Origin of the sequence: Dyadobacter beijingensis DSM 21582, from assembly GCF_000382205.1 — a bacterium.
In the GTDB taxonomy this organism is placed as follows: domain Bacteria; phylum Bacteroidota; class Bacteroidia; order Cytophagales; family Spirosomataceae; genus Dyadobacter; species Dyadobacter beijingensis.
Map to the genome: position 1 here is coordinate 433,284 of NZ_KB907789.1, position 15,030 is coordinate 448,313.

Annotated in this window: 11 protein-coding genes; 4 read left to right on the forward strand and 7 right to left on the reverse strand. The window is 54.3% G+C overall.

All coding sequences use genetic code 11. The features are described 5' to 3' along the window. Positions 1–140 precede the first annotated feature (140 nt). Positions 141–341: a KTSC domain-containing protein gene (locus H144_RS0120355; protein ID WP_019943952.1), complete on the reverse strand. Its 201-nt coding sequence runs from the start codon at positions 339–341 to the stop codon at positions 141–143. An 11-nt stretch (positions 342–352) separates the two neighbouring features. Continuing rightward, positions 353–1,030 carry a lipid-binding SYLF domain-containing protein gene (locus H144_RS0120360; protein WP_019943953.1) on the reverse strand — a complete coding sequence of 226 codons (678 nt, stop codon included), beginning with the start codon at positions 1,028–1,030 and terminating at the stop codon, positions 353–355. A 212-nt stretch (positions 1,031–1,242) separates the two neighbouring features. On the opposite strand from H144_RS0120360, the gene H144_RS0120365 reads away from it, so the two are divergent. The 3 genes from H144_RS0120365 to H144_RS0120375 all read left to right on the forward strand — a co-directional run bounded on the left by H144_RS0120365 (position 1,243) and on the right by H144_RS0120375 (position 4,795). Then, entirely contained in the window at positions 1,243–1,722 is a 480-nt protein-coding gene (locus H144_RS0120365; protein WP_026350864.1) for a Dps family protein, read from the forward strand. A gap of 106 nt (positions 1,723–1,828) precedes the next feature. Further along, positions 1,829–3,154 (forward strand): cytochrome P450, encoded by a 1,326-nt coding sequence (locus H144_RS0120370; protein WP_019943955.1) that lies wholly within the window; start codon positions 1,829–1,831, stop codon positions 3,152–3,154. A 27-nt stretch (positions 3,155–3,181) separates the two neighbouring features. Continuing rightward, complete coding sequence (locus H144_RS0120375; RefSeq protein ID WP_019943956.1) at positions 3,182–4,795, forward strand: Na+/H+ antiporter; 1,614 nt, start codon at positions 3,182–3,184, stop codon at positions 4,793–4,795. A 6-nt stretch (positions 4,796–4,801) separates the two neighbouring features. Here the strand turns inward: H144_RS0120375 and H144_RS0120380 are convergent, their stop codons facing one another. The 4 genes from H144_RS0120380 to H144_RS0120395 are packed head-to-tail and all read right to left on the reverse strand — an operon-like array spanning position 4,802 to position 11,748. Then, positions 4,802–5,743 (reverse strand): metallophosphoesterase, encoded by a 942-nt coding sequence (locus H144_RS0120380; protein WP_026350865.1) that lies wholly within the window; start codon positions 5,741–5,743, stop codon positions 4,802–4,804. Then, positions 5,718–6,470, reverse strand: coding sequence for a 5'-nucleotidase C-terminal domain-containing protein (locus H144_RS0120385; RefSeq protein ID WP_019943958.1), 753 nt, complete (start codon positions 6,468–6,470; stop codon positions 5,718–5,720). The genes H144_RS0120380 and H144_RS0120385 overlap by 26 nt, the downstream gene beginning before the upstream one ends. A gap of 49 nt (positions 6,471–6,519) precedes the next feature. Next, positions 6,520–8,109, reverse strand: a complete 1,590-nt coding sequence (locus H144_RS0120390) for a RagB/SusD family nutrient uptake outer membrane protein (protein ID WP_019943959.1) — start codon at positions 8,107–8,109, stop codon at positions 6,520–6,522. A gap of 21 nt (positions 8,110–8,130) precedes the next feature. Then, entirely contained in the window at positions 8,131–11,748 is a 3,618-nt protein-coding gene (locus tag H144_RS0120395; RefSeq protein ID WP_019943960.1) for a SusC/RagA family TonB-linked outer membrane protein, read from the reverse strand. 365 nt (positions 11,749–12,113) lie between these two features. On the opposite strand from H144_RS0120395, the gene H144_RS0120400 reads away from it, so the two are divergent. Beyond that, complete coding sequence (locus tag H144_RS0120400; RefSeq protein ID WP_019943961.1) at positions 12,114–12,509, forward strand: hypothetical protein; 396 nt, start codon at positions 12,114–12,116, stop codon at positions 12,507–12,509. 272 nt (positions 12,510–12,781) lie between these two features. Here the strand turns inward: H144_RS0120400 and H144_RS0120405 are convergent, their stop codons facing one another. After that, the gene (locus H144_RS0120405) at positions 12,782–14,923 is read right to left on the reverse strand and encodes a M43 family zinc metalloprotease (protein WP_033403004.1); all 2,142 of its coding nucleotides are present in this window, start codon (positions 14,921–14,923) and stop codon (positions 12,782–12,784) included. Positions 14,924–15,030 lie beyond the last annotated feature (107 nt).

The window sequence follows — 15,030 nt, forward strand, 5'->3', positions numbered from 1 at the left end:
GCGTTGGCGCCGAAAATCCATTGTTTTTGCACCTGATAATTCAATCCGATGCTGAAACCGTAGTTGTTGATGATCGAGAGGTGTGATGTATGGAGTAGCTCACTTTTTGTAGAGATCCAATGAGTGAATGACCGAATCATTCACTCATTGACCTTCTCAAACTCAAAATTCCCCTTGATATGCTCATTCAAAAACGTCCCCTTGGAGCCTGAGGCCTTCATGGCCTGGTAGACTTCCCAGGGGACGTTTTTGTAGACATATACCATTCCCGAAACAAACACGATCCGCAATGTTTGCTTTTCTTCGTTGTAGATCATCTTGTCGACGACGGTGGATGGCATAGGCGTTTTTTTTAGTTGAAATCATCCAGCTTGTCGCGCAGGTCGTCGACAGCCTTGGATGAAATATTGGAGTCATTGAAAATCGTCCGGACTGTCGCTTTGCTGCCGTAAAGGCCGGTATTGGCCCGCACGTCCACATCCAGAATAGCGCCATTCACGGTTACGCCCGCGAAGAGGCCTTTGGCGCGGGAGTAGGAATATACTTCGGCTTCCAGCTTGTAATCGGTGGTGACGGAAGCGTTTTTGCTCACCGGTCCGGCTGCCACGGAAAGGTCGCTGCCGAGGGTGTAGTCGCCCTTTTCGATATTCATCAGGGACTTATCGCTTTTGAACAACAACACCAGGTCCACCGCCTGCACGCCGATCTGCGCGCCTACGCTGCCGCCCGTGATGGTTACGAACACCGGGTCGCTCCATTTACCGTCTTCGCGTTTCACCATCGCGAGGCCGCGTCCGTGCTTGCCGCCGACGATGAGCCCGCCGTTGATCATGCGGGGAATGATGATAATGCCTTTGGCGGCCTGAACGAGCGGCGAGGGGATTTGTATGCCGTTAAAATCGCTGAGCACCGAGGTAGCGGCGTTGATTTTATCTTCTTCTTTATTCTGTGCGAAAGAAGGGGCCGAAAATGCCAGTCCGAGCATGAGAATGGCCTGCATTTTCATCGATTTCAAATTGTTGAGGAACATAGGATTATGGATTAATGGGTATAAAAAATTACTTCAAGGATCGTGCCTGTCCGGTGTACAAAAAGGCATTCCTACAACAGAATCCCTCATTTCCACATCGTAAAGCCCCAATCCGCACCTTTTAACGCAGGACTATGTCATTTCTGATTTCTTGGTATGATTTTGATGACAGAATTACCGGAAACAATGTCAACCCCCAATCAAATTATACTATGGATGCCAAAGCCATCAGTCTGAGCGAAACCGACGTAAAACCTGTTGTGGACCTGCTCAACGACTACCTAGCCAACTACCACATTCATTACCAGAAACTGAGAGGCTGCCACTGGAACATCAAGGGGCAAAACTTTTTTACGCTGCACATCAAATTCGAGGAGCTGTACACCAATGCACAGGAAACGATCGACGAGATCGCCGAGCGCGTGCTCACGCTGGGCAAGCCGCCGCACAGCCGCTTTGCCGATTATATCAATGAATCGGAGATCAAGGAAATCAACACCATCGGCATGAAGGACCTCGACATGGTGGACGCCGTGCTCGACGATTTCAGCAAGCTCATCAGCCTCGAACGCGGGCTGCTGGAAGCCACCGAGGAAGCCGGAGACGACGGTACCAATGACATGGTGAACCGTTTCATGCAGTTCAAGGAAAAAAACACCTGGATGCTGCGTTCGTTCGCCGGTAAGAAATAAAAAGAAAAGCTATGCACACCGTGGCCGCGCCCTGTTCAAAGGGTGCGGCTTTTTTATTGTTGCGCCGGATTAGCTTACTTGCATGGATTCCCTTCCATGAACCGTTATGCCAGTCATTCCTGAATTTAAAATCAGCTCGATTCCCCTCGTGGGCCCGATCCGTTTTGCCCGCGATCCGCTGCGTTTTTTGCGGCGGGGGTTCGACGAATGCGGGGATACATTTAAGATCAGGCTATTCCGCGAATTCGTCGTCACGCGTGACCCGGCGTTTTTCCGGCACGTGCTCCAACAGCACCATAAGAATTTCAAGAAAGGCAACTCCGTCAAAATGCTGCGGCCGGTGCTCGGTAACGGGCTCGTGATCAGCGACGGGGATTTTTGGTTAAGACAAAGACGGCTCGTACAACCGGCATTCCACCGGGAGCGCCTGCACGACCTCTTCATCACCATGGGCGAGCTCACGGCCACTTTCCTCGGCGAGCTCGAAGCATTCCGCGGCAAAGCGGCCATCGATGTGGATGCCAAAATGATGGGCATTACCTCGGACATCGCCCTGAAAACGCTTTTCGGGAATATGAATACCGAGGATAAGGAACAGATTTACCAGCAGGTAAGCCGCACGCAAACCTACCTCGTCACGCGTGTACGCAAGCCGTACCGACTGCCCCTGATGGCGATCAACGGGGAAGACCGCCGCTTCCAATCCGACCTGGCGTATTTCAACAGCCTCGTATACGACTTCATCCGTAAACGCCGCCTGTCCGGCGAGACGCCGAACGACCTGCTCCAACTCCTGCTCGACAGCAAAGACGAAGATACGGGCGAGCAAATGAACGACGAACAGATCCGCGACGAAGCCATTACCATGTTCGCGGCCGGTCATGAAACCTCGGCCACAGGCCTTAGCTGGCTGTTGTGGGAGCTTTCGGCACAGCCGGAAGTCGTGGCGCGCATTCGTGCGGAAAGTGCCGTTTTTGACACCGTTCCCGGTTTCGAACAGCTCATGCAAATGCCCTACACGCGCCAGGTGGTGGAAGAAGGCTTACGCCTGTACCCGCCCGCGTGGACGATGACGCGCGAGAGCACCGTCGACCAGGAAATCGAGGGATATGCCATTTCGAAAGGCACTTCGGTATTCATGTCGATTTTTGAACTGCACCGGAACCCGAACCTCTGGAACAATCCTTCGGCTTTCGAGCCGGAGAATTTTCAGGCGGAAACGGTGAAGAACCGGGCAAAATTCAACTACCTGCCGTTTGGTGCCGGGCCGCGGATCTGTATCGGGCAGCAGTTTGCATTGATGGAAATGCAGCTCGTGCTCGCCGCGATCGTGAAGCGATTCGATTTCGTCCGCGAGCCGGGTTACAGCGTCGGAATGCACCCGCAGATTGTTCTAAAATCCACTAACGGTATTAAATTAAAGGTCGTATAACGCTCCACGAGCTATTGAACCCATTCTATGCACGAATCCATTATCCTGTACCTCGCGCTGATCATGATCATCATGTTCCTTGTCATGCTGGCGCAAAAGGTCAAAATCGCCTACCCGATCGTGCTCGTGCTGGGCGGGCTGGCATTAAGCCTGGTGCCTGGCCTGCCGTCCGTCGAGATCGATCCGGAACTGATTTTCCTGATATTCCTGCCACCCCTGCTGTATGAAGCGGCCTGGCAGACCTCCTGGAAAGATTTCTGGAAATGGCGGCGGGTGATCGGCTCGTTTGCATTCATTATCGTGATATTCACCTCCTGCGTGATCGCATACGTGTCGCAGGCGGTTATTCCGGGCTTCACGCTCGCGCTGGGCTTCCTGCTGGGCGGCATTATCTCCCCGCCCGACGCCGTGGCGACGACGTCCATTCTTAAGAACGTCAACGTCCCCAAACGCCTCATTACGATTGCCGAAGGCGAAAGCTTGCTGAACGACGCTTCCTCGCTGATCGTCTTCCGGTTTGCGCTCGTGGCCGTATCTTCCGGGCATTTCGTGCTCGGCGAGGCCGTGGGTAGCTTTTTTCTCGTGATCGTGATGGGTTTTGCGGTCGGTATCGGCGTAGCGCTGGTATTCTACGCCATTCACCGCTGGCTTCCTACCACACCGAGTATCGATACCATCCTCACGTTCGTGGCACCTTACGCGATGTACATCACGGCGGAAGAGTTCCATTACTCCGGTGTCATCGCAGTCGTTTCCGGCGGGCTCTTCCTGTCGCGCAACCAGCACAGCATTCTCAGCCATTTGAGCCGCATTCAGGGTATTAATGTCTGGTCAACCGTCGGGTTTGTGTTGAATGGCATCGTGTTCATGCTCATCGGCCTCGAACTGCCGGTGATCGTGCAAGGCTTCGGCGAGTCGTCGCTATGGGACGCGATCAAATACGGCCTCATTATCTCGCTCGTCGTGATCGTCACGCGTATTGCCAGCACATTGGGCGCTTCCATTTTCACGGTATTCATCAGTCGCTATATCAAAACGGCCGACAGCAGCCCCGGTTTCCGCATGCCGCTGATTTTCGGCTGGGCCGGTATGCGCGGGGTGGTATCGCTGGCCTCGGCCCTATCCATCCCGATCCTGCTCAAAAACGGGGAGCCGTTCCCGGAGCGCAACATGATCCTCTTCATTACATTCATCGTGATATTGGTAACCCTTGTTTTCCAGGGCCTTACCTTACCCGCGGTAGCGCGATGGGCGCACGCCGAGGACCGGGACTACGACTTGCCGGCGCATGAACAGGACGTGATCATCAGCCGCAAGCTCGCCAAAGCCTCGCTGGACCTCATCAATGAAAAATACGCCAGGGAAATCGACAGCCACGAACTGCTGCGCAGCCTGAAATTCAAGCTGGAACGCGACATCGGTTTCCTCGACCACGTAAGAGAATGCGAAGCCGACGAAGCCAGCCACGCGTACATTGCACGTTACCAGCACATTAGCAAGGAACTGTTGGAACACAAGCGCCGCATCCTGCACCAATTCAACAAAAAGGAAACCTACGAAGAAGAAATCATCCGCCAGCACCTGGCGCAGTTGGATTTGGAAGAGGAGAAGGTGCGGCAGCAGTTTTTGCATATGGAGTGAGGGGCATCATCCCAGCGCTTCCCCTACCCGCACCACGCCCGATACCATCTTCCTTTCCCCGTTCCCGCGGTCGAAGAAGTAATCCAGCCGACCGAGGTTGATGCCGGCAAAACCCACCTGGTTAATGGTCGTCGGCTTGCCGTCGAGGTTCAGGACCGTTTCCGGTTCCTTCATAAAGGTGTGCGTGTGGCCGCCGATGATGAGGTCGATGTGGCGGGTGGATTTGGCCAGGATCTGGTCGGAGACTTTGTTTTCCTTGTATTTGTAGCCCAAATGCGAGAGGCAGATTACGAAATCGCAATGGTGGTCGTTTTTGAGTATAGCGGCCGTTTCGTTGGCTTTCGCGATCGGGTCGAGGTATACCGTTTCGAGGTAGTTCTTTTTATTGACCAGCCCTTCCAGCTCAATGCAAACCCCGAAGACGCCGATCCTAACGCCCTGTTTTTTGAAGATTTTGAATGGCTGCGTCTTGCCTTTCAGTTCGGTGTTGCTGAAATCGTAATTGCTGACCAGAAACGGAAAGTTTGCGTGCGGGAGCTGTTTGACGAATCCGGCGATGCTATTGTCGAAATCGTGGTTGCCCATTGTGGCCGCGTCGTAGCCCATCTGGCTCATCATGGTCATTTCCAGCTCGCCGCCGTAGAGATTGAAATAGGGAGTACCCTGGAAAATGTCGCCGGCATCGAGCAACAGCACGTTCGGCTGTTCCGCGCGGATCTGTTTCACCAATGCCGCGCGCCGCGCCACCCCGCCCAGGCCCTGGTTCCGCGAGCCGTCCATCGGGAACGGATCGATCCGGCTGTGGACGTCGTTGGTATGCAGGATCGTCAGCCGCACCACCGAATCGCGTTTGGCGAATGCGGAAACAGGCGCCATACCCATCGCCACGGCCGCCAGGCCGCTTTTTTTGAGAAAATCCCTTCTAGTTATCTGAAACAATTCTTCCATCGAGTTGCGCGGTTATTTTTTTGCCCTGGCGGGTCAGGTCATTGATATTTTCAAATAATGCTTCCCTCACGCGCTGGTTGATCTCCCGGCGTTCGATCGGGTGGCGAAGGCATTCGAGCTCGTCGCCACCGTCGGCGAGGTAGTCGTACGTCAGCAGGTTGTAGGTTTTGGTTATATCAAACGGCTGGCCCCCGATCGTGACGTCGTAAGCCTTGTTATCCTTGATCTTCATGCGGATACCGGCCACGGGCTCGCCGTCCTTCCGGGCGATGAAGTCGATCACCTGCTGTACGTTCTCACCGGACAATTTGAGCACAACCAGCTCATTTTCAAACGGCATGAGCTCAAAAACATGTGAAACGGTGATGTTGCCTTTCGGGAATGTGGTACGCAGGCCGCCTTTGGTCGCGAGCGTAAACTGGATGGTGGGATCTTTCTTCAGGCCCTCTTTGAGGATTGCGTCGGAGAAGAAGTTACCCATGAGCGTTTCGGGATCGGAAGGCTTGGTGAGCGCCTCTTCGGTCTGGCCCACCACGCGGTTCATTTCAGCCTGCATTTTCTCTTTATATGGCTGATAGTACCGGATAATAGCAGAATCGGCACCGACCTGCTGGTCGATGCCGTATTGCTTGTATTCGCTTTTGGAAACGGTGAGGTGCTTCTGGCAGGAGGCCATCAGGCCCGCGAGCAGTAGTGCACCGTAAACCGGTCTGAAAGGAGTTTTCATAAGGCAATTTTAGAAACCCAAAATTACATCCGAAACTCCGGATTTCCTGCTACCAGCCGTCATTCTGCCGCAGATTCGGGTTCGCGTCGATCTGCGATTGCGGTATCGGGTACAGTTCCAGGCGGGGGGTGTAAGGGATCAGCACGTTGTCGACGATCTGGTCGGCGGACATCGCTGCGATCTCTTCCTGCAAGGTGCCCCACCGCCGGATATCGAACACGGTATTGAACTCTCCGCTCAATTCCAGCCGCCTTTCCGTGCGGATAGCGGCGCGCATGGCGGGTACACCGGCCGCCTTCGAAGGCGTGGCCTTGGCACGGGCACGTACGCGGTTGAGCAGCGGCAATGCCTCGGCAGGCTTACCGGTTTCTACCAATGCCTCCGCCAGCAGGAGCAGCACGTCGGAGAAGCGCAGTTCCACCAGGTCGGAGCTGTAACCCTGTACGGGCGCCCCGGCCGGCCGCGCCTCGCGGGCGAGCTTACCGAATGCGATGCCGTATTTAAAATCGTCGTGGGCAAATGGCTCCTTCGTACGCTTGTTCAGGTAGTGGGCCGTGGCAGGATCATACAGAATGCTGTCACCCGGCTCCGCACCCGCGCGGGCCCCGCCTGTGAATGCATAGCGCGATACGAGCGTGAAATCGCGGCGCGTATCCGTTTTTTCAAACAGTTTGTAAAAATCATAGGTCAAACCGTAGTTGGTCTGCTCATCACCGTTTACCAACCCCGACGGGAATAAATGAAAAGGCAGGATATTGCCATTCTGGTTCGAAGAATTGACGAAATAACCGAACGACAGCACAATCTCCCGGTTGCGCTCATTGGCCAATGCAAATACATCGGCGAAGTTGGGCAGCAATTCCATGTCATACTTTTCCTCGTTGGCAGCCCCCACCAGCTCGGTGAGCTTTTCCACTGCCTTCTGGTAGTTTTCAGTGCGGTTCAAAGGCTTACCGGCCATCGTCAGGTATACTTTACCCATCAATGCCTTCACCGTACCGGCCGAAACACGGCCAAGCTCGGCCCCGCCCCGCGAGTCGGGCAGGATGGTTTCGGCGAATGCGAGGTCGGCCAGGATTGCGTCGTACACTTCGGCCTCGGTGGCACGGGGCGCGAAAATCAGGTCTTTTTGTTCGAAAGATTTGATTTCCTGCAAAATCAAAGGCACGCCGCCGAACAGCCGCACGAGGTTGAAATACGCATAGGCCCGCAGTACCCGCGCCTCGGCAATGTACGGATCGGCTTCCTCTTCCTCACCCGGCACGGCCAGCTTCGCATTGTCGATAACGGTATTGGCGCGGTAAATAATTTTGTAAAACCTCGCCCATACCGACTCGAATGCCCCCGAAACCGAAGTGTGCGCGAAACGGTAATAGGGGTCGGCACCGGAGCCGAGAATGCCCGCCGTCGCATACCGGTGGCCCGATTCGGCCAGGATGAAGCGGTTGTAAATGTCGGCAGCGTCGGTGGTGGTCCACGCCTGGTATATCCCGATCGTCGCCTGGTTGAGGCCGTCTTCGTCTTGAAACGCCACATCCTTGCCCAGCGACGAGTAGGGCGATTCTTCGAGATTATCCTTGCAGGAAGTAATGGCCAGCGCCGCCAGCAGCATTACGGAAAGCTTGATATGTATTTTCATATTTACATGCATTGGTCAACACTAGAAATTGCAGGAAAACCCGATCGTGTAGGAACGCTGCGCCGGGTATGCACCATAATCGATGCCCTGTTGCAGCAGCGACTGCCCGTAGGAGCTCACTTCCGGGTCGAAACCCGAATAGTTGGTCAGGGTCCAGAGGTTGGTACCCGTCACAAACAGCCGCGGGTTCTGGACCGGGCCGAGTTTCGGGAACGTGTACGAGAGCGTCAGCATTTTCAGGCGGGCAAAACTGCCGTCTTCCAGCATCACTGAGTTGATATCGCCCGACGCGATGCCGCGCTGTACACCCGGATATTTGACATTATTATGTGGATTTGCCTCGGTATAGCGGTGCTGGAACCAGTCTTCCGACTGGTTGAACCCTACCCCGCCGTAATCCACCACGCCATTGGTAATGTAAAAGCGCGTAAGGTTGAGCACGTCATTGCCGACCGAACCGGTGAACAATGCATTGACGGAGAAGTTCTTCCAGGTAATGTCATGGCTCCAACCGAAGGTAAAATCAGGTGTGGACTTGCCGAGCACCACCCGGTCGTCGGCGGTGATGATACCGTCGCCATTGACATCCGCATATTTCCAGGCGCCGTATAGCGGCGTTCCTTTCGAGCCCGCAGGCCGCGGACCTTCGAATGTCGGGAAGGTGGGGTTACCATTGGCATCGAAATCGGTTTTCTGGCTCAGCCCGTCGACGCGGTAGCCGTAGAACTGCCCTACTTCCTGACCAGGGATGAGGATACCGGACACCCCGCCGAGCAGGTTACCGTTAATGCTCACAAAGTCGGGCTGGGTACGATCGCCGAGGTCTACCAATGTGTTCAGGTTGCGCGACACATTGAGGCGTGTGGAGTAAGTCACATTCTTTTTCTGCACGATATTCCCCTGAATGCTCACCTCGATTCCCCGGTTACGCATCGTTCCGTAGTTGTCGATGATCGTCGCTACCCCCGCCTGCGTAGGCACCTTGCGCGGTTGCAGCAGGTCGGAAGTCACTTTGTTGTAATAGTCGAAACTCAATACAATCCGGTCTTTGGCCGTATTGAAATCCACACCGACGTTGAATTGCTTCGTGCGCTCCCACGAGAGGTTCGGGTTGGCGATCGTATTCGGGAACACGCCCGTATTGATCACGGCGCCGTCGCCGCCGGGGCCCATTTCGTAGAAACCGGAGCTATACAGCGACAGCGACGAGTATGGCGCAATGGCCTGGCTGCCCGTTTCGCCATAGGAAGCGCGGAACTTCGTATTCGTAATGGCCGTCACGCCTTTCATAAACTCTTCCTGATCGAGGTTCCACGCCACGGCGACTGCCGGGAAAACCCCGTATTTTTTGTTAGCCGCAAATGCTGAGGCGCCATCCGCGCGAATCGATGCATTCAGCACGTACCGGCCTTTGAAAGAGTAATTCGCACGGAGAAAACCCGATTGCAGAATGCGTTTTTCCTTGAACGACCCGATCACCTGCGACTGCGCGCTGCCAATGTTATCCACCCCGAAAAACGGCACATCGAAGCCGGAAGAGTTGGTGCTGAGGAATTCAACAGTCTGGTCGTTATATTCCACACCTGCCGTCGTATTGAGGTAATGGTTTTTACGGAAGGTTTTTTCATACTGCAAATACGCATTGAAGTTGTAGCTATACGTATTGGCCGTATTGTTACTGCCTTTTCCCTTCACCTGGTTACCCTCGGCGGTGGACGGCGGCAGAAATACTTTGCGGCGCGTGAGGTTCTGATTACCGGCCAGGCTTACGACGAGCTGCAATCCGTTCGCGATTTTGAAATAGTTTTCAATATTTAAAATCGAATAGTCGCTCTGCGTCACGTCGGTTTTCGCGCTCAGCTCATTGTAGGGGTTCGAGAAATAGTAGCCCTGGTAATTCGGGATGCCAAGGCTGTTGTTGCCCAGGTAATCGATTTCGAGCGTAGGCGCGGCACGTAGGCCGTCCATCAGCCCGCCCGAGCTGGGCCATGCGCGCGATGCCGTCACGGCGCGGTTGGTCTTCTGGCGGGTAAAAGAAATTTGTCCCTTCACGGTATACCAGTCGTTGATCTCATTGTTCAGGTTAACCCTGAGGCTAGCCCGGTCGTTGTCCGAATTGATGATCGTCCCTTTGTCTTTGAGATAATTCCCGGAAATGTAGTACGACGATTTGGGACTGCCTCCCGAAAGGCTCAGCGTAATGTCCTGCCGGAAACTGGGCTGCGTAATGGCGTCCACCCAGTCGGTATTCGTCATGGCGCTGTCCAGGTTTTCAAACGGCGGGTTGCGGTCGGTGACGCGGAAGCTTTCGTTGATCACCTCGGCATATTGCCGCGAGTTCATCATGCGGATCGGGTTCGCGACCTGGCCGAAGGAAGTCTTGTTCACAAGCTCTACGCGACCCTCGCCCCGCTTACCCGATTTCGTCGTAATCAGGATGACCCCGTTAGCACCACGTGAACCGTAAATGGCCGTAGCGGAAGCGTCTTTAAGGATTTCCATACTTTCGATATCGTTCGGATTGATCCCGTAAAGGCCATTCTGCGTGCTGGAACCGTAGAAATTGGTACCGGCCTCGCGGTAAGGCGGCATCGGGAAACCATCAACCACGTACAATGGCTCGTTGTTGCCGCTCAGAGAGTTGTTACCCCTGATCCGCACGACGGCCGCGGCGCCCGGCTCGCCCGAGGCTTCCGTTACCTGCACGCCGGTGGCCCGGCCCTGAATGGCCTGATCGATCGTATTGATCACGGCCGACTTGTACTCCTGCGATGCTACCCGCGAAGTGGAACTAGCCAGGTCGCGCTTGCTCTGCGCACCATAGCCTACCACGACCACTTCCTTCAATGCCTTGGCTTCCGGCGTCAGCTGCGTATCGTAGTTGGTCATGCCGGTAATAGGCACTTCCTTCGTCGTGAAGCCAACGAAACTATACACGAGAATACCGCCTTTGGCCGGTACTTTCATTTGGAAAGAGCCGTCGGGTTCGGTAATGGACTGTATTTGCGTTCCTTTTACCAACACGGCCACGCCGGGCATTCCTACACCTTTTTCGTCTTTCACAATGCCTTTGATAGCACGTCCGTCGGGCCCTGCCTCGGTCGGACCGGCCGGCGCGGGCTTCTGTGCCGTGGCCGAATCCGGCGTTTGGGCGGCATTCTGTGCAGGCTGGGCGATGTTCGCGTTACCCGGCTGCGCGGGAGTGGCAGTACTATCGGGTTTGGCGGCCGGTTGTGCGGCCTGGTTGCCTGCCGGGGTGCCTGCGTTGTTCGGGGCACCGGCCTTGCCTGGTGTGCCTGCTTTATTCAATGTATCGTCCTGGGTAGCTGGCTTCACCAGCGGGTCGAAATTCTGCGAGGGTTTCACCAGCGGTGAATTGGAGGATTTGGAAGCAGAATCGGTGGTATTTTGAGGCTTGGGGAGGGTATCGGAGGCCGGTCGGGGCGATGCTGGATCTGGTTTGACGGCCGGGGTTGTCAGTGTGTCGGGTTTGGTCTTTCGGGTGGAATCCGGCCCGACCTGCTGCGCGGAACTGCGCGATATAGGGCCTGAAAACAGCAGCAGAAAGAAACCGACCCTCAGGAAAATGAGTGGGACCGAACAGGGGCCGGACTCATTGACTCGTTGAGTTTTTCTCATATCTATCTTGGCTAAGTGACGGGACGACGTCCCGGAAAAAAAAATGTTATTTAGCCGAAACAGACAAAAACCATACCGCTTTGTTTCCTGCGGTGATTAAACGCATCCAACGGACTTCGACAAGAGTGGAATCCACATTGCGAATTATGTTGACACAACTAACCTATACAACTATATGAACAGTAGTTTGCCGGAATGCCAAAACAGGGCAAATAACCGGTGGGTCGTAATTTTTCAAATATCTGGGAAACGGATCCTATTATTTTTGGAAACATCAGGCTTACGATTACATTTGTCAAAACGCCCACACAAGCCGGGTTTGAATATTGCTAAGTTTTAAGGAGTGTAAAAAACCAACTTCGACCATGCGCCAGGAACAACTGCTAACCGCCGACTACATTGAGTCTCAGATCGGAAACGTAATCGAATACTACATCCATTGGGAATTTGATGAGGACCCTTTTTACGGGAAAGCCCGGATCAAAGGGTTGGTGGACGACGAGTCGGGCGGGTTGAAGATCATTTGCGATGTCATCGAGGGAAGCGACCTCGAATCGGTTTTCGAGCAGGAAGAAGTTTTCATGTATTCCGAACATCACCCTATCTACACTGGCCACCTACCCGAAATTTACTCGGCCAACTGGGTCAACACAGACGGTAAAAAGAAACGACAGATTTTTATCGCCCCCGTCAACGAAAACGCCCGGGACTTTGCCATTTCGCAAACGAACAGCAAGGTGGTTGTAAAAAGGATATACTAGTGATTTGAATTTTGGTCATTTGTGGTCAGGGGTGGTCATTTATTGTCAGGTGTAGTCATTTGTGGTCAGGGGTGGTCATTTATTGTCAGATGTAGTCATTTATTGTCAGGTGTAGTCATTTATTGCATTACAATGATTTGACTACACCGCCAAACCTGACCACACCTGACTACACCTGACCACACCTTACCACACCTGACCACACCTGACCACATCTGACTTCCCCTGACCACACCTGACAATGCCCCGGCATTCCGTCATTGAAACTCCCCTCAGTTCCGAACAATCTTCTTCGTCAATACCCGGTCTTCGAATTCTGCCCGCACTACGTACAAACCAGGCGGGAATGTCGTGAGGTCGAAGTTATAGACATTGGTGGCAACTTCGCCGGTGATCACCGTTTCAAGCACTTTCTGGCCGCTTACATTGTAAATAGAGACCGATTTTAACTTTTCGGGATGCGGATAGAACTGCACCGCTATCTGCCCGTTCGTCGGGTTTGGCGTCACGAGGAAGCCCGCTTCTTTCAGGTTCGGATTGATGGTGACGGTCCGGATATTGATATCGTCGAGGTAAATGTCGTTCTCGTTGCCGTTCGTATTCAGGAAAGCCACAAGGATTTCCCCCTGACCGATAAACCGGCCGATATTGATTTCCTCGCGCCGCCATTCGTTCACGCCGGGGGTAAATGCCGTACGCGTAGCCGCACTGCGGGTAATCAGGCTCGATCCCCATTTTTTGTAGACACTTGTGTAAGTCTGTCCGCAATCTGTACTAATAAGCACCTGTAAGGTATCCCACACGTTGCCCTGCGTGCTGCTGTTCGTGTAAGTCGCCGCGGCCACCTGGAACGTCACAAAAGCGGAGTCGGCACTGGCGATGGTGACCGTCGGCGAGCGCAGGTAATCGCGCTGGCCCACCACCTGGTTACCAAAGTTCCCTATCTTGACGGACGCGCTGCCCGTTTTAGCGGCGGTCGTCGTTTTTTCCCAGGTCGAGCCGCCGTCCTCATTTACAATATCCCAGCCCTGAGGCGGGAACAATCCTTCGAACCCTTCACGTACCGGTGCGGCGACTGGTTCGTAATAGATGAAGTCGAGGCTCAATGCGTCGTTGGAAGTATCTTCGTCGGCCGCGCCGTTCGGGTTCGAGGTGGTAATGCTCAGTACGTGGTTCCCTTCGGTGGTGCTCATCACGGGCAATGTAACGGTTGCTTCGGCATAAGTAGCCAGCGAGCCCGTCCAGTTGAAGCGCTGCACCGTTCCGTTATCAATACCCACCTGAATCGTCAGTGAAGTAAGCGTTTCGCTGCCGCGGTTTACGAGCGTAATCTGCGGCGTGAGGGTATTGGCACAAATGCGCTGGGCCGGCTGGCGGATCGCTTTGAGGGATGCATCCTTTTTCTTCACATCCACCGGCGTACAGCCATTGGACATTGCCAGCAGCGAACGGTAGGTATTAAATGCCGCCTCCATCCGCGCCACCTGCAATTTGGTAAACATAAACAGGCAGGCATCCGGCGTGTAATCCATGTAGTTCTGGTACATAATGCCCGGCGAAGTGGTGGTGCAGCGGTCGGTGACGATACCCGTCTGGCAGCTGGTGGTACTGTTACTTTGGTTGGGCGTGTCGTCCACCTGATCGGTGCCGGTGCAGGCGCCGTTATCGTCACCCCAGATGTGGTATAGATTGAAATAATGCCCTATTTCGTGTGTCAACGTCTTTCCCTGGTTAAAACCGGTGGCTGTTCCACCCGGCAGCGACGCATAGTCGACCGCCACGCCCTGTTCGTCCTTCACGCCGTCGTCCGGGAAAGTAGCATAGCCCAATGTACTGCCCGACAAGTCGCAAATCCAGATATTGAGATATTTATCCGTATCCCAGGCATCGGCCCCGCCCGATTCGGCGTGTTTGACCTGGTTGGTGGTGTAATCGAATGCGTTACGTGTAGTCGTGTAGCGCACGATGCCCGTCGAGGGCGCGTCGTTGGGCGTGCGCTGCGCGAGGCAGAACTGAATGCCCGACTGGCCGAAAAGCGACTGGAAATGCGAAGGGATTTTGGCGGCACCTGCATTGGTACCGGCATAATCCTTATTAATCGTGTCCAGCTGGGCCATGATCTGCGCGTCGGTCACCATCGACTGGCGGCTGAGCACAACGTGAAATACGACCGGAATGGTCACCAAACCCGTCGTACGGAAAGTTTTGCCCGCCGCGACGCGCTCGCTGATGATCTGTTTCAGCCTCGCCTCGCGCTGATCGAACATCAGTTTGAGGGACGGTTTTTCAATAAAACGTTTTTGTAAAAGCTCCATCGAGGCGCAGCGGTCCTGCGCGTAGGCGGGCGCGAAGGCGAGAAGGATAAAGTATAATATGACAGAAAGTAATCTGGCTGATGGTATAGTATGTCGCATCGAAATAATTCAGAGGAACTGAGTGAAATGATTTGACCGCTAGTTACAGAGGGCAAGCGGATTTATTCATCTACTACGAAAAAAAAGTGCCGTGTGATGCGAATGCA

Coding starts and splice junctions, on each gene's coding strand:
- H144_RS0120400 (WP_019943961.1), top strand. CDS start 12,114: ATGCGCCAGGAACAACTGCTAACCGCCGACTACATTGAGTCTCAGATC.
- H144_RS0120360 (WP_019943953.1), bottom strand. CDS start 1,030: ATGTTCCTCAACAATTTGAAATCGATGAAAATGCAGGCCATTCTCATG.
- H144_RS0120365 (WP_026350864.1), top strand. CDS start 1,243: ATGGATGCCAAAGCCATCAGTCTGAGCGAAACCGACGTAAAACCTGTT.
- H144_RS0120405 (WP_033403004.1), bottom strand. CDS start 14,923: ATGCGACATACTATACCATCAGCCAGATTACTTTCTGTCATATTATAC.
- H144_RS0120395 (WP_019943960.1), bottom strand. CDS start 11,748: ATGAGAAAAACTCAACGAGTCAATGAGTCCGGCCCCTGTTCGGTCCCA.
- H144_RS0120380 (WP_026350865.1), bottom strand. CDS start 5,743: ATGGAAGAATTGTTTCAGATAACTAGAAGGGATTTTCTCAAAAAAAGC.
- H144_RS0120390 (WP_019943959.1), bottom strand. CDS start 8,109: ATGAAAATACATATCAAGCTTTCCGTAATGCTGCTGGCGGCGCTGGCC.
- H144_RS0120375 (WP_019943956.1), top strand. CDS start 3,182: ATGCACGAATCCATTATCCTGTACCTCGCGCTGATCATGATCATCATG.
- H144_RS0120385 (WP_019943958.1), bottom strand. CDS start 6,470: ATGAAAACTCCTTTCAGACCGGTTTACGGTGCACTACTGCTCGCGGGC.
- H144_RS0120370 (WP_019943955.1), top strand. CDS start 1,829: ATGCCAGTCATTCCTGAATTTAAAATCAGCTCGATTCCCCTCGTGGGC.
- H144_RS0120355 (WP_019943952.1), bottom strand. CDS start 341: ATGCCATCCACCGTCGTCGACAAGATGATCTACAACGAAGAAAAGCAA.